Source organism: Vibrio sp. 970 (assembly GCF_033339075.1).
Genome location: NZ_JAWOTW010000004.1, coordinates 304,015 through 322,958, shown reverse-complemented (window position 1 = coordinate 322,958; position 18,944 = coordinate 304,015). Strand labels below are relative to the sequence as shown.

Genomic DNA, 18,944 nt, shown 5'->3' with positions numbered 1-18,944 from the left:
GCACCATAACGGTAATAATAAAAAATTACCGGAGCAGGCCTAACCATTATCGTTAGGCCTGACATATTAATGTCTGTCAAAACGTCTGCCCTACTCTGCTTATTTAGCCTCAGCTTTTCTGGCTACTCACTTGCCTCTCAAGCTCCAAATGACCCCATCGAACAATACGAGTACGCACAACAATTATTGGCATCAAACGAAGCTGAAGCCTCACCAGAAACGCGCTACTGGCTAGAGCAATCCGCCAACCAAGGTTACCTCCCTGCACAAAAACAGCTCGCGAACGACTTTGCTAAAGGGATAAATGGCGAAAAAAATGAAACACAAGCGTTATATTGGCTAACCTCTATCGCACTCAATGACCCAACCGATCGTGGCTTTCTTCTCGCCGATTTTATTCAGCGCAATCCAGATAAGGTCACAACTTCTCAATTGACTGAAGCCTTGTATCAAATGGCTTCTCAGCATAATCCAGCAGCAGAACAAGCTTATAATCAACTGTTAGAGCAGCGCTTCAACCAACTGCGAGCTAAACAAGTCTCGCAAATAAAGTCGCTCGATAAAAAGGCTGAGCAAGCACAGGAAGAGAAAAGCACAGTTGCAAACCCCAAAGTAGAACACTCGCAGTTTTTATGGCTGATCTGGCTAGCGGCGATACTCATCATCAGCGGCTTAAGTTTTCTCGTAATCAAGAAACTTAAGCAGAATAGAAAAGCGCTTGAAGCCAAAGAGGAAAGCCAAAATCAACGAATGGCGAAAAAAATAAAAGAGCTAGAGTTTACGAACAAGCAACTGAAACGCCAGCTAGAGAAAGTATTCAAAGAGTTTAAGAAATCCAAAACCCAGGCAGAGAACCATAAGCTAAGCGTCGCGTGTGCTATGTTTGGCTACACACCACAACACATCCCTGATTTACAAGCAATCAAGCTACGCTATAGACAGCTATCAAAGCTTTATCATCCTGACACAAGAGGCAGTGAAGAAGAAATGAAGCGACTCAATCATGCCTTTAAGCTCGTCTCACAAAATGTTACAAAACAGTAAAAATAGGTCAGGATACTTTGGCTAGCATGCTTTTAGACCTATATAATCAAGCGCCGCAATCGATCTCCCTCTCAAACAAATTAACAGACATTTAACTTAAGTCGCGCTTTTATGCGATAATGCCCGGCGCAAAATAACACCTAACGACTCAAATTAATCTAGGTGGGGAGAAAATCAATGTTCACTGAAGAAGGCACCTGTGATTGGTGTAAAAAACCTAGCCTTGTAACTCGTCACGATTATTTAGATGGCAAGCACCACTACTCATGTAAAGCTTGCTACGATATGGCGAAAATCGACGTGCGCCTATTTAACCAAGGCGAATTACAAATGCGCGAACGCTTGCAACGAGCGAGCTAAGCAAGACGGAATCAACGGAACTGATTTTCAAAGGCGCCTTTTAAGGCGCTTTTTTGATCGGCCAAGCCCTATTTCCAATCTCTATCTCGTATTCCCTCCTATCTTACATAGCACGTCGCATCGGTTATCAGCCCTCTCCCACTGTATACAAACCATTGTCCGTGAAAAACACCTGTATATACAGTAGTAAACCCCTGTATGTCTCTCGTCCAGTTTTCTACTCACCTCACATTTTTAAATTGATGTTAGACATATCAAAAATGAAAAACAACCACATAAATTCAATTACTTAGAATCAAATCCTTTTATTTCCTTCTCAAAAAACCGCAAATAACTTTTGAGAAACTGGTTGATCAGGTCACCAAAACAAACTACTGTATACACATACAGCATGTATAAAGGAACAGTAAGATGCAGTTACAAAGTCAATCTCATACATACTCTCGTTACAACGTATTGGCACAAGCAACTAAGCCCATGGCCGTTTCGGATCAGCTTCTATCTAAGCTGGCTGTTTTATCGCAGCAGAAACAATGGATTTTGTTTACAGCAGACTGCCCTCGTCCAGACTTTGAACAACTCACTGCTTCTAATATTTGCTGTAAAAACGTTATTCAAATGAAGCCCTCTCAACAGCTTTCAGAAGTCGAGATCGTGATCAAAGCCATCCGATCAGGCAATGCCAGTGCTGTTGTTGCATCAAATAAAATTGCACTTATGAATCAATCTATGTTGCGCGACATGGCGCAGCGCTATCAGTGTGAAGTCTTTTTCGTCGAAGGCAGAGTTAATAAGTACCACTAATAAGTTCGACGTTATCCATCCTGCATCTCGCCTCCTTTTTAAGGGGGCATTTTTTTGTATTAAAGAAAACAAGCAAACGTTTGCTTTTTCTCTGGCGAGTTAAAATAGTTCTGGTATGATGCCCACATTCGATTTATTCAGCGCCCACATTTTGCTGAATATCTTCTCTTTCTGACGTTTGATTAAGATGATAGGAATGTCGCAATGAGCCTTGCTAATCAAGTACTTGCCGTCAATGACGACCTGCCAATTCGCACCCATAAACCCGTTCATAGTGGAAAAGTTCGTTCAGTTTACTGGTTAACTGAAGAAGACAGCGCCCGACTGATCAAAGAAAAAGGATACGATGTCGCTCCAGATGCGCCTTTGGCTATCATGGTGATTAGCGACCGAATCTCTGCATTCGATTGTATTTGGCATGCTGAAGGTGGTCTTAATGGTGTCCCGGGTAAAGGGGCTGCGCTTAATGCGATTTCTAATCACTGGTTCAAACTGTTCAAAGAAAATGGCTTAGCAGATAGCCATATTCTAGACATTCCTCACCCTTTTGTTTGGATTGTACAAAAAGCCAAACCGGTAAAAATCGAAGCCATCTGCCGCAAATACATCACGGGTTCGATGTGGCGCGCTTACGCAAATGGCGAGCGCGAGTTTTGTGGAATCCAACTTCCTGAAGGGTTAGGAAAAGACAAAGCACTGCCAGAGTTGCTAATGACCCCATCCACAAAAGGCATTCTAAAAGGCATTCCCGGTGTGCCAGAAGCGGATGACGTAAATATTACTCGTCAAAACATCGTAGACAACTACGAAGCATTTAACTTCTCAAGCGCTGACGATATCGCACTCTACGAAAAATTGCTGAAAGAAGGCTTTAACGTTATCAGCCAAGCGTTAGAAGAAATCGACCAAATCTTTGTCGATACCAAATTCGAATTTGGTTATGTTCATGATGCTGCTGGCAATGAAAAGCTGATTTACATGGATGAAGTGGGTACACCAGACTCGTCTCGTATATGGGATGCTAAAGAGTACCAAGCAGGTCACATCGTAGAGAACTCAAAAGAAGGTTTCCGCCAGTTCCTACTTAACCACTTCCCTGACCCAGATATCTTGCTAAACAAAGAACGTATGCCAGAGCGTGAAGCACTCGCTCGTGATAATGCTTTACCCGTCGAATCTTTGATGGCGATTTCGAGCACCTACATTGGTATTGCCGAGAAGATTACAGGCAAGCCGATTCATTTGAGTGAGAATCCGAAAGCGGAAATCATCGAAGTTCTGAGCAAAGAATACGGATTGATTGACTAGCACTGTCGCTAGATTGCTAAACGCTTTCCAATAAAAAGTCCGCACTAGCTTGCGGACTTTTTTCATATTAGGTTCAGTTTAGCTGATGTTTAACGTAGTGCCATCTGTTGTAAAGGCTGACTTAGTCGTCACCTGATATGTTTTGTCTTTAATCGTTGATACGAAATACCAGGTCGACTCTGCCTTGTCGGGCGTAAAAGTAACGCGCATAAAGCCACGCTGTTTGATGTCTGCCCACTGTAATTCTGACACTAAGTGCGGCAGCGTGTATTCCATTTGAGCGATCGCGACAGGGTCTAACGCGAGGTAGGCCTCTAACCCAGGGGAACTCACCGAGCTAGTCGCAAACTCTACCCCGATAGGATGCTTAGATATGTCTTTAAGCTCACTTGCCCATGCGTTGTGCGTATCTCCTGCCAAACAGACAAAGTTACCACTGCTGGCTTTGGCCAGTTGATAAACGCTCTCTCGCTCAACGTAGTAACCATCCCATGCATCTAGGTTATATGGCAAAGCAATGGTATCTAAACTTGGGTCAGAGAGATAACCCGTAATCGCAGAGTTTACCGCTAATAACGCCTCTGTTTTTTGTTCTTCAGTGGCAGTAAACAATTGAAACATCGCGGTCATAACCGAACTTGGCAACTCCATACGAGACATTAACACTTGTTGCCCTAGCACATTCCAAGTTGCGTCGTGCGTACTGAACACATCCATCAGCCAAGCGAGTTGGTCAGCGCCTAACAGCTCTCGGTCTTGACTGCGCGACTGAGCAACTAAACCGCCAATAGCTTCCATCGTTGGTGAGCTGAGCGAGAAATAATCCAACGGTTTATCACGCCCCACAAGTCGCGTGTCGAGCATCATCAAATTGACTAAACTTCCAAACGAAAACTGACGGTAAATCAGCATGTTTGAGAAAGTGTTTTCACGAACGGGCAACCATTCTGTCCACGCGGCAGCCGCAGCTGCACGACGATCATTAAAACTGCCTTCCTCTTCTTGATGGTTTTCCGCACCATTTTTCCAAGTATCATTTGCAAGCTCATGGTCATCCCAGACAGCAATCATTGGTAGGCTCGCATGTAACGCTTGCAGATCAGCATCTTGGCGATATTGCGCATACCGTTTTCGGTAATCATCTAAGGTAATGCATTCAGTGCCTTTGCTTGGCTCTCGCCCTAGTGCCTCAGCATCTTCATTAGCGTAGCCACCAGCACCATACTCATATATGTAATCACCGAGATGAAGCACCACATCAAACGGGTCTTGCTCATGTTGATTTAAAATCTCTCGGTACACATGGAAATAGCCAGCAGGATAGTTTGCACAAGAAACAACCGCCATGGATGCCTTTTCTACACCATCTTCTGGTAATGTTTGAGTTTGCCCGACTTCGCTAGTGACATCACCAACCATGAATCGATAGTAGTAACGAGAATTTGCGTTGAGATTTTGAACATCGACTTTTACCGTGAAATCTCGGCTCGTGTCTGTGGCAAAAGTGCCACTTTGCACGATATCAGTAAAATTTTCGTTAGATGAAACTTGCCAGCTTACATCTGCGTAGCTCGCTGAGGTTGTAACACGAGTCCAAATGATTACTTGTGTTTGAGTAGGATCTCCACTCGCCACTCCGTGCTCAAAGGTAACCGCAACAGATTCACTAGCATCGCTACCACAGCCCACCAGCCCGGTAACAATCGCCGTTGAAGAGGCAGCTTTCATAAAGTCTCGACGAGACAAAGACATATTGACTTCCTTTCTTATTGTGTTTGTTTTTATGCCCAAATGACGTGGTGACTCAATCATCCTTGTGTGCCAATAAGGGACGTTAATTCGAACTTACAGTACCAACCACTTAGTCGGTAATTTGTCCTAAAAACACAAAGTTAGAAGCTAGTTATGACAATTGCATTTCCAAACGTTACATTTTTGTTAATTTAAGTGCAAATACTCTATATTCATCACACTTCCAAGACCTGTGACAAAAACCTCAAAATAAAAAAGCGACCTACTTTGAGGTCGCTTTTCATTGCACTATTGTTAAGTGGTACATCGATGAAGTGGAAATGCTCAGCCTAAAACTTGATGTTAAGGACATCTTGTTCTGACGTATCCACCTTCAACTGACTGCGAGATTCTATGTACTCGATTTGCTGAACATCGAGCGAATATGGCATAACGACTCGCAATTCATTGATCCCTTCATGTTTAGCTAGCTGGGTTAAGCGGACCAAATTGGATTCATCACTTTTACGAGAAGACATCGATTTTAATGCGGCATCCCACAACCGATCTTCAGGCTTGCGCAATTCCGCAATGTTCTGTTTCCACATCAAACCGAAAATAGGCGCGATGGTGGCAAATGCCTCTAAAAAGGTCCATTTTTTACTACCTGTCGCTCCTAAAAAGCTAGTGTAGTCGAATTCAATGCACGTCTTTCCTTGTTGATCCATTCTATGCCCCCGACACTCGAAAATGAGATATACCAAATATCGTTCAACTGTTTTGATATAGCAATGGGATATAAAACATTCGTCTTTTATGCCCTAATTTACATACAAAAGGAAATATTAAAACCAGCTTTGTAACAACTGATGTACAGCTTCGCCATATATAAGCATTCAATTGATTAATATTTCAATTAAGAAACTAAAAACAACACGCAAGTAACGCTATCAATATGAAATTATTATAGATTCACCAAGAAAATATCAATTCTTGTCACAACGTCATCCGCCGACCTACTTTACATCAATCACTCGACTGGCCTTTTTATACTGTATCTTCCAACCCGCCCAACGTGGCAGCTCCCAACGCTTCGGGTCTCCCTTACGGTTTCCCTCTCGATAAACGACCTGTACCAGCTTGCGAGACGCGTAATACTCGACATCTAGTTGGAGTTCTGGCAGCAAAAGTTCTAAAGGGTACTGCTCCGTGAAATCGTCGTATTCCCATTCTGGAACACCGTTAAATGTTAAGTCTTCTGGTTCAAACAACGCCATATCATCGATGTTTTCAACGCCTAATGTTTCCAACTGATCCTTTAACCAGCTAGAAAATGTCAAGGAGGCCAAGTCGTTAACCTCTTCTCCTTCGACATTAAGGCCCAATGCGTTGTAGAGTTTCCAGTGTTGGATTTGCTGTTTTCTTTGAGAAGCAAAACCTGGTAACAGTGTCTCGTCTTCTATCATTTCGACAATAGAATGAACAGCAACATCACCTTTTAACGCTTGATGTTCAGTACAGATTGTTCGCCCGGCGTAGACCAAGTGCATTGTTGCTCTTGGCGTATCTTCTTCATAATTCGTCTCACCTTGTTGCCACTCCCCAAATTCAAGTTCGCGTAATAATGTCAGCGGGATAGGCATCATAACCGATGCGAGGTTCAGTGTTTGCTTAACGCCTCGTCCTGGCACGCTATGGCTGTCTAGCACGATTGCCGCTTCTTCTTTGTCAGGAAAGCGGCTGTTACGCCCAACCAGCATCTCGACTACGCCATTTCCTAGAGCATCCCTTCGACGAGCTCGTCGGACAAACACAAGCTCAGGGTGCAATGAGGCGATGGAGAAAAAGAGCGCTTCACGTTTATATCGAGAGGCAACGTCAAGTTCCGGTAATTCAAATACTTCTCGCATTTGTTTCGCTAAACCTTGTGCCTCTTCGAGTGCGCTGGCATCAATGACAATGCCCGGAAGTCGCTCCCCCCGAACCAAACGGATCAACAAAGAGGCATCACATCCGTATGGCTCCTCTTGAGATAGAAGCTCAGCAACTTCACCACTTTGTCGCTGATAGAGCTGCGCAGGCACAGATAAGGCGGCAGCCAAATCAATCATTGCTTCCTTCTCTGGCTTCGCTTGAATTCTGGTAACGAGATCGGCAAACAGTGCATCAATGGGTAGTGGATATACTTTTCTCCCGTGCTGCGTGACATTGCCATCCTCATCAATCGCTTCCATGGATAACAACGTCGAATGAGATGCCTCTAGCGACTTTTCTGGAATTGAGTCGAGAAAATCGAGTGTTGAGAGACGGTACCCACAACAAGCCGCTGCCAGCATGGGCTCGACGAGCTCTTCTCTGTGTAATTCTGGAGGTGTCACCAACTCTAAAGGCGCGTGCTCACCATATAGACGAATACAAGCCCCTTCGGTAACGCGACCTGCTCGCCCCATTCGCTGCGCGGCACTGGCCTTAGAAATGTTGGTTAATGTCAGTGCTGTACGTCCATTTCGTTGTACAGTTCTGCGCTCTAAACCACTATCGATTACCACACGGATATTAGGAATGGTCAGAGAGGTTTCCGCGACGTTGGTTGCCAATACGACTTTCCGTTGCTTTTGTACCGTCAACGCACGATGTCGTTCTTCATCACTGACCGAGGCATGAAGTTTAACCACCATGACATCACTGCTGCTTTGTAGCATCTGCGCGCATTGGGTGATCTCTTTGCGTCCTGGGAGAAAAACAAGAATATCGCCATCTTCATCTTCCAGTGCTTCTTTTACCGCTCCGACAACCTCCTGTTCACATCCCTTTTTGTTCGGTAAATAGCGGCTGTCTGTAGAACGATGTGTCACCGTGACTGGAAAGCAACGTCCCTCCGAACTCAGGCGCTTAGCATTCAGGTAACGAGCAAGCTTTTCGCCTTCTAAGGTAGCGGAAGTGACGATCAATCGATGTTGATTTTCTTGCTTCAAAATGGCGGTTAATAGATCAATATCCCAGCGTCGCTCGTGAAATTCGTCCACTATCACGACATCAAAGTCTGCTAGCTTGTTTTCCGAAAACCAACGCAGTGCAACCCCCGGAGTCACAAATACAACTTCGGTTTTTTCATCAAAGTAGGCATGAAGCTTGATCGCGTAACCGACTTTGCGACCCATTGGCTCTCCTGATTGCTCCGCAAGAAATTCAGCCAGCGAGGTACAAGCAATTCGACGTGGTTCAATAACCAGAACGCGTCCGTGTTTTGCCGCCCACATGGGCAAGCGGGTAGATTTACCCGACCCGGTTTCGGCTTCCACCACAAGATGGTTAAGGCTTACATGATGGTCAAACTCGGCTTTCAGGCTGTCGATAGGTAGTTGAAACATAGAAATTGGATTTGATTTGATGATGCAAAACATTATACCCAAGTAAAAAAATCCTGCTTTAGGTATCTCTAAACAACCAATATTGCCGATATTTTCGTCGGTATCTGAATTTTTTTGCGACATTACATTGATGTGCATCAACGCATGTTTACAACTAAATAGTGAACCCGTTAAAATTTGGTGCGCATCCTTCAACCCTACATAAGGCACCCAATGAACAACGATAAACGCCCACTATATATTCCATATGCGGGTCCGGCTCTTTTAGCAACCCCTCTTTTGAACAAAGGCAGTGCATTCTCTGCTGAAGAACGTAGTTCATTCAACTTAGAAGGTCTGCTTCCAGAGTCGACCGAAACTATCCAAGAGCAGGTGGAACGTGCCTACCAGCAATACAAAAGTTTCGAAAGCGATATGGATAAGCACATTTATCTGCGTAATATCCAAGACACCAACGAAACATTGTATTACCGCCTAGTGCAAAATCACATTTCTGAGATGATGCCTATCATCTACACACCGACTGTTGGCGCAGCATGTGAAAACTTCTCTAACATTTATCGTCGTGGTCGTGGTCTGTTCATTTCATACCCGAACCGTGACCGTATTGACGACTTGCTGAACAACGCAGCAAACCACAACGTTAAAGTGATTGTTGTGACAGATGGCGAACGTATCCTTGGCTTGGGTGACCAAGGTATCGGCGGCATGGGTATTCCTATCGGTAAACTGTCACTATATACCGCGTGTGGTGGTATCAGCCCTGCTTACACGCTACCAATCGTGCTTGATGTGGGTACCAATAACCCGCAACGCTTAGCTGATCCGATGTACATGGGTTGGCGTCATCCTCGTATTACGGGTGCAGAATACGATGCATTTGTAGAAGAGTTTATCCAAGCGGTACAGCGCCGTTGGCCTGATGCTTTGATCCAGTTCGAAGACTTTGCTCAGAAAAATGCGATGCCTCTTCTTGAGCGTTACAAAGACCGCGTGTGTTGCTTCAATGATGATATTCAGGGTACTGCTGCTGTTACTGTTGGCTCTCTACTTGCAGCTTGTAAAGCAGCAGGAACTCAGCTTTCTAAACAACGTATTACCTTCCTAGGCGCAGGGTCTGCTGGTTGTGGTATCGCAGAAGCGATCATCGCACAAATGGTATCGGAAGGAATTTCTGACGAGCAAGCTCGCTCACAAGTTTACATGGTTGACCGTTGGGGTCTGTTACAAGAAGGCATGCCTAACCTTCTTGATTTCCAACAACGCTTGGTGCAAAAGCATACCAATACGAAAGAGTGGGAAAATGAAGGAAATGGCTTCTCACTACTCGATGTTATGCGTAACGCCAAGCCAACGGTACTAATTGGTGTTTCTGGTGCGCCTGGCCTATTTAGCCAAGAAGTCATCGAAGAAATGCATAAACACTGTAAGCGTCCGATTGTCTTCCCACTGTCGAACCCAACAAGCCGCGTGGAAGCGACACCGAACGACATCATTCGTTGGACAAATGGTGAAGCACTGGTTGCAACAGGTAGCCCATTTGAGCCAGTGGTTCATGAAGGTCGCACTTACCCTATTGCACAATGTAACAACAGCTACATCTTCCCAGGCATTGGCCTTGGTGTACTTGCTGTCAATGCAAAACGTGTCACTGACGAGATGCTAATGGAATCAAGCCGCGCGCTCGCAACATGTTCTCCTCTAGCAATCAACGGTCGTGGGGCTCTACTTCCACCACTAGAAGAGATCCACTTAGTATCGAAAAAAATCGCATTTGCCGTTGGTAAAAAGGCAATTGAACAAGGTGTCGCATTAGAAATTACTGATGAAGCATTGAACGTGGCGATTGAACAGTCGTTCTGGCAACCTGTTTACCGCCGTTACAAACGCACTGCGTTCTAAGCTTGAGACAATTCGTTTAATAATTAGCCCCTACCATGTAGGGGCTTTTATTTTTTTATCATCCTAACCAGATTTTGGCATAAATGGGCTTCTCTCTTTTTGTTTCTATCAGATATGATGAGAACTACATTTTTAGTTAAGGATATAAAACGTTTTGTTGTTTTCTCGCATAAGATCAAAGTGGAAGCTGAAATTTTCCTGGAAGCGATTTGCTTTGATTTTGTCGATCTCTGCACTTAGTCTGCTTGTTTCTGTTATTGCCATCGACCGGTGGGTGGTTTTACAAGCCAAAGAGAGCATTTTCACTGAATACGAGCAAATCCCTCAACATGAGGTTGCCGTAGTTCTTGGTACCAGTAAATACATCGGAAAGATCCTCAACACTTACTACACTCATCGCATTAATGCGGCGATTGAGCTTTACAACCAAGGCAAAGTAAAACAGTTTTTATTGAGTGGTGATAACGCCCACCGTTCATACAACGAACCGTGGACAATGAAACGCGACTTACTTAAAGCAGGCGTGCCTGAAGAAGTGATTCACCTTGATTATGCTGGCTTTCGTACCTTAGATTCGATTGTACGAGCAAAAAAAATTTTTGCTTCGGAGCGATTTCTGATTGTGACTCAGCGCTTTCACTGTGAACGCGCACTGTTCATCGCTGATGCTTACAGCATTGATGCGCAGTGTCTCGCGGTAGCAGGGCCGACGGCCAACAAGCAAAAAACATCGATGCGTGTTCGAGAACTGCTAGCCCGTGTGAAAGCGTTTTTAGACCTGTACATTATCAATACGCAGCCTAAGTTTCTTGGCCCTCAAGAACCTATCGTCGCAGTAAAAGAGCCAAATAAAGCAGCTAACGAGCCTCTTCAAGTCCCCGTCGAATAGAGGAATAACGTGGCTCACAAGCCTAGTAACATTTCTATAAAACAAATGGGTAGTTTTCTACCCATTTCCAATTCTCAACATCACACTTTCTAATTTGCTCTACGATTCAGGCAAAACTCTTTTTCGCATTCAAAGTAACATTTCATCAATAAATAACTACAAGTCAGTTACTTTGCCATAAAAAAACCGACAAAAGGCAATGCAAAAGGAGCACTACCCATGACCGCACTCGCTGTGACATTGAAGAATTGGTTCTTCACTCGCAACAGCATGATTTTGAACGCGAATATCCTATTGTTCATTATCTTGTTTAATACCTTACCCTTTGAACCACAAGTAGTAACCGGCCTGAGCATCTTAGTTTTTGTTGCTATTTTGTGGCTAACCGAAGCGATTCACGTCAGCATTACTGCGCTGCTCATACCACTACTTGCGGTATTTTTGGGTGTGTTCAACACTCAAGCCGCACTGAATAACTTTTCCAACTCCATCATTTTTCTATTTTTGGGTGGTTTTGCACTAGCTGCGGCTCTACATAAACAAAAGTTAGATCAAGCTATTGCAGATAAAGTACTATTGCTGGCAAGAGGAAAAATGTCTGTCGCTGTATTCATGCTATTTGGTGTGAGTGCTGGCCTGTCAATGTGGATTTCAAACACCGCCACCGCCGCGATGATGTTACCGCTTGTGCTGGGTGTGATGACAAAGCTAGACGCCAAGAAAAACCACAACACCTTTTTGTTTGTTCTACTCGGTATCGCTTACAGTGCTTCAATTGGTGGTATTGCAACACTGGTTGGTAGCCCACCAAACGCAATTGCAGCAGCTGAAGTTGGCCTTAGCTTCACTGAATGGATGAAGTTTGGTGTACCTATTTCCCTAGTATTAATGCCAATCGCTATCCTCGTATTGTACACGATGACTAAGCCTGACCTTAGCCACAAGTTTGACCTTGACCATCAACCAGTCGAATGGACAAACGGCAAAATGATTACGTTGGCGATTTTCTTACTGACCGTGACGTTGTGGATATTCAGTAAGCCTATTAACGCTATGCTGGGTGGCTTCGCGAAGTTCGATACTCTTGTAGCCATTGGCGCCATCCTTCTACTTGGTGCTTCTCGCGCCGTCGAGTGGAAAGATATTGAGAAAACAACCGACTGGGGTGTGTTAATCCTATTTGGTGGTGGTATCTGTCTGAGTAACGTCCTAAAAGCAACCGGAACAAGCGTATTTTTGGCTCATAGCTTGTCAGGCTTCCTTGAGCAAGCCGGTATTCTCTTAACGATTCTTGCAGTGGTTGCTTTTGTTGTCTTCTTAACTGAGTTTGCGAGTAACACCGCCAGTGCTGCGCTACTTGTCCCTGTATTTGCGACCATTGCAGAAGCCTTAGGCATGTCTCCGGTTATTCTCTCTGCACTGATTGCCGTCGCTGCATCTTGTGCATTTATGTTACCTGTTGCAACACCTCCAAACGCGATTGTGTTCGGTACGGGTCATATCAAGCAAAAAGAAATGATGCGAATTGGTTTCGTATTAAACATTGCCTGTATTGCTGCACTAACGCTTTTCGCTTGGTTGTTCTGGTAAAAATAGCAAGTTCGATTAGCATTACACTGCTGCTCACGGTAATCGTATCGATAACCCAAACTTCCCCCCCTAAGTGGTGTTCAGCAGTTTCCCTCTTGGTGGCCAGTTGGCCACCTTTTTTCTTTCCTTTTAGTGAACGACTATCAGGCTTGCTTCTTTTCGCAAGCAAGTAAACCATAATGAGCTTCCACTCGGTTGCGACCATTGCGCTTCGCCTGATACAACACTTCGTCAGCTCTCGCCATGGTTTCTGAGACGCGTTCATTCTGCATTTGGGCAACGCCAATACTGCAAGTTAATGATTCACCGTGCACCCACAAATGATCCTCCACATTTTTGCGAATCATTTCTGCCTTCTCTAGCGCTTGTTCAATATTGGTATCAGGGCAAAATACGACAAACTCTTCGCCGCCCCAACGAACGAGTCGATCGTCTGAGTAAATAGAAGTCGCTACCACCATGACAAATTCGCGCAATATGTCATCCCCCATTTGGTGCCCAAATTTGTCGTTCACCTTTTTAAACTTATCCAAGTCCAAATAGAGAATACTGAAGGTGTTATGCCCCCAGCGAACCTGACGAGATTGTTGTTCCAGCCAGTGTTGCACAGCATATCGGTTCATCGCGCCCGTCAAAGCATCTCGATGCGCTAACTCTGCAAACTCATAGTTTTGAGCTCGCAAAGTATCATTCACCTTTTCCAAATGACGGTGACGCTTTTGCGCTTTTTCATAAGCCACTCTATTTTTTCGTAACTCATGCAGTGAAAAAGCCAGTCCAAGCGCCATCCAAGAGAGTAATAATGCATACAACAATGTTTCTTGCGCAAGGTAAGCGCCTTCAAACTCAATTTTATCAATCACAATTCTATGTTTACCAAGTGCCGCACCAGACCCAGTTGCAATATCAATACGTGTGATGTTTGAAAATTCAGGTGCAGAGTGCTCAATCGCGACTCCGTTATCCGCTAACCACCAGGTCATCACCTGAAGATTTTTAATCGGAATTTCGACAATATCGCTCGAACCCGACGGAGAAAACTGCATGCCATTATATTTAATGGTGTACTCGTCGTCCGGCTTGGAATACTCAGAATTATAATTGCGAAGATACAAACGTAGGTCGTGGCTAGGGTTAGCCCCTATTCCTGCCTCTTCATATCGCACCTTCAATCGAATCGTATGGTAGTTGGAAAGGTCAATACCCTGTGTTGGCGTTGCTGAATCGGTATAAACCGAGATTCCGCAGTAAGGCCAAGCATACGAGCTCTGCTTTAGTTCACAGCTAAGAACTAGGCTTTGCCGATCGTATGTGATATCAGCCTCACTCACACCTCCTTCACTGGCATCTTTAGTTGCATAGATATTGAAATGCTCAGGTGTAATGGTCAGCTTTCGCGTATCGCCAAGCACACTATAAAGGGCAACCAAACTGATAGTGCAAATAGAAAGAGCAAAGATAAAGTTATGGATCCACTTCATGGGCAAGTGACCTGCTGAGATTATATGCAATACGTGAGGTTCAATAATTTCAAAAAATGAAATCAAGGTGATTTATCAAGAAATAAAATCACTTTCTCATTCAATTCTTAGTTTCGACACATAGTAACGGATTTTGAACCGTTATCACGTTTTAAAATTTCTAAAAAGTGCAGCTCAACTTCTATTTGCGAAGCATTTCACAGCCATAATTTTTAGAAAATAAAACACGATGCATAATAATTTAGTGCAAGACATTTACTTTAAAGCTCCTGTCAACCCTGCATCTCTTCTCCACTTCAGTATATACTGTGCAAAAACACAATAATGAGTAATGTCATGTCATTAATTGCAACTGGCACGCTAAACAAAATGCGTGCTTCTCTGGACGGTGCCGTCAACTACCGTCTTCCTGTCGGTGAGGAAGAAATCGACTTAACTCCGTTTCTGGGTAAAACGCTCACACTGACTCACACTGGCAATATTTTTTGTTGCTCATGTGGAAAGAAAACGAAAAAGAGTTATTCGCAAGGCCACTGTTTTGTATGCATGAAAAAGCTAGCAAGCTGCGACATGTGTATCATGAAGCCAGAGACCTGCCACTACGATCAAGGGACTTGTCGCGAACCACAATGGGGTGAAGAGAATTGCATGGTGGATCACTTTGTCTACCTGTCCAACACATCCAGCTTAAAAGTTGGTATTACTCGTCATACTCAAATCCCGACTCGTTGGATTGACCAAGGCGCGACTCAGGGCTTGCCAATTTTTAAAGTAAAAACTCGCCATATCTCCGGTTTAATTGAAGTTGAACTGGCGAAACATATCGCAGACAAGACCAATTGGCGCACACTGCTTAAAGGTGACGGTGAACCTATGGCATTGCAGGACCGTTTTGCTGAGCTATTGCCTTTAGTCGAAGAGAAAATTGCCGAGATAAAACAGCAATTCGGCGAAGATGCCATTGAAGTATTAAACGAAAGCATTACCGACCTTAGCTACCCGGTACAACAGCACCCAACGAAGATCACTTCGCATAACTTCGATAAAAACCCGGTTGTTACTGGCACTTTGCAAGGCATTAAAGGTCAATACCTCATCTTTGATACTGGCGTTATTAATGTAAGAAAATTCACTTCCTATGAAGTTGAAGTTAGTGAGTAATCGCTTGTAAAACGCGTTGATTCAAATAAAAACGAAAAAAGCTCGAGTTTGACTCGAGCTTTTGTTTTTCTATTAGGAAGAAATCGTTAGTTATGCGTCAAGGATGCTTTCTAGCACATCGAATAACATATCGACTTCTTCTATTGTGTTGTAATGCATACAACCAATTCGCACTACACCACCCGATTCTTCTAAACCAAGTTGACGAACTAAGCCCAACGCATAAAAGTGACCATTCCATACACAAATGTTATGTTCACCCAGTGTTTTCGCGATGAACTCTGGAGAATATCGGTCAAACGTTAGCGCAAAAGTTGGCGTGCGGAGTTGGCTATCTTCCTTTGCGATACCGAATAGATTGACACCATCTAATGCATTCAAACGCTGTAAGAAACGCTCACTCAAGCGCTGTTCATGTTGTTCATACAGTTGGTAGCTTTGCTCCAACCGTTGGCGAAGAGGTAAACCGACTTCACCAAATTGAGCCAGATACTCAACCGCAGAAACGACACCAGCAAGACCTTCAAAACTTTGCGTTCCTGTTTCAAATCGACCAGGGCCTATATTAGTGGCAGGCTCGACTTTGTAAGGGCGAATACTGTGGAGCCACTGATCGGCTATGTAAGCAATACCAACGTGCGGTCCGAAAAACTTGTAAGCTGAGCAAGCTAAAAAGTCACAACCTAACGCTTGAACATCAACCAAATGATGAGGCGCATAATGGACGGCATCCACATAAACTTGTGCCCCAACATTGTGCGCCATGCTGACTACTTGCTGTACATCCACAATAGAGCCCGTCGTGTTCGATGCATAAGTCACAGCGACAAGGCGCGTTTTATCAGAAAGAAGGCGGCTTAAATGCTCCATATCCAGCGTACAATCTTCTTCGTTGATACGAACTTGATGAACCGTAACGCCTTTATCTTCTGCCGCTTGCTGCCAGCTGGATACATTTGAATAGTGATCCAAAGCGGAGACAATGATCTCATCTCCTGCTTGCCAATCTCGACTAATCGCGCGACTAAGCTGAAAGGTTAGTGAGGTCATATTGGCACCGAAGACAATATTGCCAGATGAAGGGGCATTAAGTAGAGCCTGAGCCGACTCACGCGCATTTTGCATTACGTCAACGGTCACTTGGCTAGAAAAATAATGCCCGCCTAAGTTAGCGTTGAAACGACCTAAATACCCAACCATGCTGTCTAGTACTGATTGAGGCACTTGTGAGCCACCTGGACCATCAAAAAACGTCACGGGCTTGTCGTTGTGGTATTGAGCCAACGCCGGAAATTGCTCTCTGATCTGATTAAGATTGAAGTTCATTACGCTTATCCGTAGCCGTGAGTACAAATACATCCATATGGCCCGCTTCGTCATCAATAACAGAGCGGATTGGGCACGCGTTATGCCACAGCTTGCTATCAGCCAAGATTGCGACCTCTCCGGTTTCTAGCACTTTACGGAAAAATGGGGCTTGGTTATGGCTGCTGTACAGCATGATGTCGCCACCGATGATGTTATGGCGTCCCACACCAACCATTGCAATGTGATCAAAACCGTCTTGGTGCACACCTTCAGGTGCTACTTGGGTTTCTTCTTCCAGTGCCCTGATACGGATTTGGTGAATTTCTATTTCTTGACCGTTTGGCAGATGATTCGCATTGACAAACAATTCACACATTTCTCGAAATCCATCGCTGGTAAGAATATCCTTCTCAATTGGCTCGAATTGTCTTACAACATCACCTTGAAATCGGTTGATATCAGAGGATTGAACAAAGCTATTTTTATTTAAGTCGATGACTTTGCCGTTATCAAAACCAACCACAGAATAACGTCGTAGTCGATACTGACCATCTGCATGTTCGGTACGAGGCAGTTCTTCAAACGATGGGGAAAGCTGCTCAATTGCTGCCATGCTGAGCTGTGTTAAATGTAGAGTATTCTCACGTGAATGTAACATCATTTGCTCCTTTAATGAGGCACATTAATTAACATTTAATTTACACACTAGGTTACGCAAATATTCTGCAATTACCAGCTTTTAACGTTGATAGCTTCAACAAAACGACGAAAACAACATAACAAACCAAACCAAACCACAAAAACAGAGCCATGTTTCAGTTTTACGCTTTGACAATATTTGAAACTAGACTTCTCTACTACGAATAGAATTTTATGCTAGAAGTCAACGTTCTCAATCAATATTTAGTGGGTTCTAATCTATAACCAATTATTCGATCACAATCGTTGTTTATGCTTTTAAAGCACTAAGAATTTCCATACAATCGAGGGAAATGTTACGCCCTTTTTGGAGCCATAATGAGCGACGTAAAACACTGTAAATTATTAATTCTTGGTTCTGGTCCTGCAGGATACACAGCTGCCGTCTACGCAGCGCGTGCAAACTTAAACCCTGTGCTTGTGACGGGAATGCAACAAGGTGGTCAGCTAACCACCACAACTGAAGTTGAAAACTGGCCAGGCGATGCTGAGGGACTGACAGGTCCAGCATTGATGGATCGCATGAAAGAACACGCCGAGCGTTTCGAAACTGAAATCGTATTTGATCACATCAATGAAGTAGAGCTATCACAACGCCCATTTCGTTTAAAAGGCGACTCAGGTGAGTACACTTGTGATGCCTTAATCATATCTACCGGCGCATCAGCAAAATACCTTGGCCTTGAGTCTGAAGAAGCATTTAAAGGTCGCGGCGTTTCTGCTTGTGCAACCTGTGACGGTTTCTTCTACCGTAATCAGAAAGTTGCAGTTGTGGGCGGTGGTAACACGGCTGTTGAAGAAGCGCTATACCTATCTAACATTGCGTCAGAAGTTCACCTGATCCACCGCCGCGATTCATTCCGCGCAGAGAAGATCCTTGTGAAACGTCTGATGGATAAAGTTGAAAGCGGTAATATCGTTCTTCATACCGATCGCACTCTCGATGAAGTACTGGGTGACGATATGGGCGTAACGGGCGTCCGCATTAAAGACGTGAACAGCGGTGCGACAGAAGATATCGATGTAATGGGTGCATTCATCGCAATTGGTCACCAGCCAAACACACAAATCTTTGAAGGCCAAGTAGACATGAAAGATGGCTACATCATCGTTCAATCAGGTCTTGAAGGCAACGCAACACAAACTAGTATCGAAGGTGTATTTGCAGCTGGCGACGTAATGGACCACAACTACCGTCAAGCGATCACCTCTGCAGGTACAGGTTGTATGGCTGCATTAGATGCTGAACGTTTCTTAGACTCACTTGGTGACAAATAACTTTTCACATTTGTGTCA

At 44.2% G+C, this 18,944-nt stretch carries 15 protein-coding genes; 9 read left to right on the top strand and 6 right to left on the bottom strand.

Annotated features, from left to right (window positions below; genetic code table 11):
* The first annotated feature begins 69 nt into the window (after positions 1 to 69).
* From R7Q11_RS08460 to R7Q11_RS08445, 4 genes are all read left to right on the top strand, one after another.
* Entirely contained in the window at positions 70 to 1,044 is a 975-nt protein-coding gene (locus tag R7Q11_RS08460; protein ID WP_017634859.1) for a molecular chaperone DnaJ, read from the top strand.
* Between the two features lie 177 nt (positions 1,045 to 1,221).
* Complete coding sequence (locus R7Q11_RS08455) at positions 1,222 to 1,404, top strand: hypothetical protein (protein WP_005377960.1); 183 nt, start codon at positions 1,222 to 1,224, stop codon at positions 1,402 to 1,404.
* A 411-nt stretch (positions 1,405 to 1,815) separates the two neighbouring features.
* Positions 1,816 to 2,208 carry a SulA-like leucine-rich domain-containing protein gene (locus tag R7Q11_RS08450; RefSeq protein ID WP_005377962.1) on the top strand — a complete coding sequence of 131 codons (393 nt, stop codon included), beginning with the start codon at positions 1,816 to 1,818 and terminating at the stop codon, positions 2,206 to 2,208.
* 204 nt (positions 2,209 to 2,412) lie between these two features.
* Entirely contained in the window at positions 2,413 to 3,516 is a 1,104-nt protein-coding gene (locus tag R7Q11_RS08445; RefSeq protein ID WP_085569567.1) for a phosphoribosylaminoimidazolesuccinocarboxamide synthase, read from the top strand.
* 78 nt (positions 3,517 to 3,594) lie between these two features.
* On the opposite strand, the gene R7Q11_RS08440 is transcribed toward R7Q11_RS08445, so the two are convergent.
* The 3 genes from R7Q11_RS08440 to R7Q11_RS08430 form a co-directional block, all read right to left on the bottom strand.
* Entirely contained in the window at positions 3,595 to 5,268 is a 1,674-nt protein-coding gene (locus tag R7Q11_RS08440; RefSeq protein ID WP_138939964.1) for an alkaline phosphatase D family protein, read from the bottom strand.
* A 329-nt stretch (positions 5,269 to 5,597) separates the two neighbouring features.
* On the bottom strand, positions 5,598 to 5,975 hold the full coding sequence (locus R7Q11_RS08435) for a hypothetical protein (protein WP_005388859.1): 378 nt from the start codon (positions 5,973 to 5,975) through the stop codon (positions 5,598 to 5,600).
* Between the two features lie 288 nt (positions 5,976 to 6,263).
* Positions 6,264 to 8,618: a helicase-related protein gene (locus R7Q11_RS08430; RefSeq protein WP_225466354.1), complete on the bottom strand. Its 2,355-nt coding sequence runs from the start codon at positions 8,616 to 8,618 to the stop codon at positions 6,264 to 6,266.
* Positions 8,619 to 8,831: 213 nt separating this feature from the next.
* On the opposite strand from R7Q11_RS08430, the gene R7Q11_RS08425 reads away from it, so the two are divergent.
* The 3 genes from R7Q11_RS08425 to R7Q11_RS08415 all read left to right on the top strand — a co-directional run bounded on the left by R7Q11_RS08425 (position 8,832) and on the right by R7Q11_RS08415 (position 12,999).
* Positions 8,832 to 10,520 (top strand): NAD-dependent malic enzyme, encoded by a 1,689-nt coding sequence (locus R7Q11_RS08425; protein ID WP_005377977.1) that lies wholly within the window; start codon positions 8,832 to 8,834, stop codon positions 10,518 to 10,520.
* 154 nt (positions 10,521 to 10,674) lie between these two features.
* A complete protein-coding gene (locus R7Q11_RS08420) occupies positions 10,675 to 11,409 on the top strand; it encodes a vancomycin high temperature exclusion protein (RefSeq protein ID WP_005388862.1) in 735 nt (244 codons plus the stop codon).
* Between the two features lie 219 nt (positions 11,410 to 11,628).
* The gene (locus R7Q11_RS08415) at positions 11,629 to 12,999 is read left to right on the top strand and encodes an SLC13 family permease (RefSeq protein WP_017634863.1); all 1,371 of its coding nucleotides are present in this window, start codon (positions 11,629 to 11,631) and stop codon (positions 12,997 to 12,999) included.
* Between the two features lie 143 nt (positions 13,000 to 13,142).
* Here the strand turns inward: R7Q11_RS08415 and R7Q11_RS08410 are convergent, their stop codons facing one another.
* Positions 13,143 to 14,480: a GGDEF domain-containing protein gene (locus tag R7Q11_RS08410; RefSeq protein WP_031781257.1), complete on the bottom strand. Its 1,338-nt coding sequence runs from the start codon at positions 14,478 to 14,480 to the stop codon at positions 13,143 to 13,145.
* Between the two features lie 336 nt (positions 14,481 to 14,816).
* Here R7Q11_RS08410 and R7Q11_RS08405 point away from each other — a divergent pair, with 336 nt between their 5' ends.
* A complete protein-coding gene (locus R7Q11_RS08405) occupies positions 14,817 to 15,641 on the top strand; it encodes a DUF2797 domain-containing protein (protein WP_005377984.1) in 825 nt (274 codons plus the stop codon).
* A 90-nt stretch (positions 15,642 to 15,731) separates the two neighbouring features.
* Here R7Q11_RS08405 and R7Q11_RS08400 read toward each other — a convergent pair whose 3' ends face one another.
* Together R7Q11_RS08400 and R7Q11_RS08395 are read right to left on the bottom strand one after the other, a co-directional pair.
* The gene (locus R7Q11_RS08400) at positions 15,732 to 16,967 is read right to left on the bottom strand and encodes a cysteine desulfurase-like protein (RefSeq protein ID WP_085569570.1); all 1,236 of its coding nucleotides are present in this window, start codon (positions 16,965 to 16,967) and stop codon (positions 15,732 to 15,734) included.
* Positions 16,951 to 17,607, bottom strand: coding sequence for a 2OG-Fe dioxygenase family protein (locus R7Q11_RS08395; RefSeq protein WP_005377989.1), 657 nt, complete (start codon positions 17,605 to 17,607; stop codon positions 16,951 to 16,953). The genes R7Q11_RS08400 and R7Q11_RS08395 overlap by 17 nt, the downstream gene beginning before the upstream one ends.
* Before the next feature lie 359 nt (positions 17,608 to 17,966).
* Here R7Q11_RS08395 and trxB point away from each other — a divergent pair, with 359 nt between their 5' ends.
* The gene (trxB, locus tag R7Q11_RS08390; protein ID WP_005377991.1) at positions 17,967 to 18,926 is read left to right on the top strand and encodes a thioredoxin-disulfide reductase; all 960 of its coding nucleotides are present in this window, start codon (positions 17,967 to 17,969) and stop codon (positions 18,924 to 18,926) included.
* Positions 18,927 to 18,944: the final 18 nt, after the last annotated feature.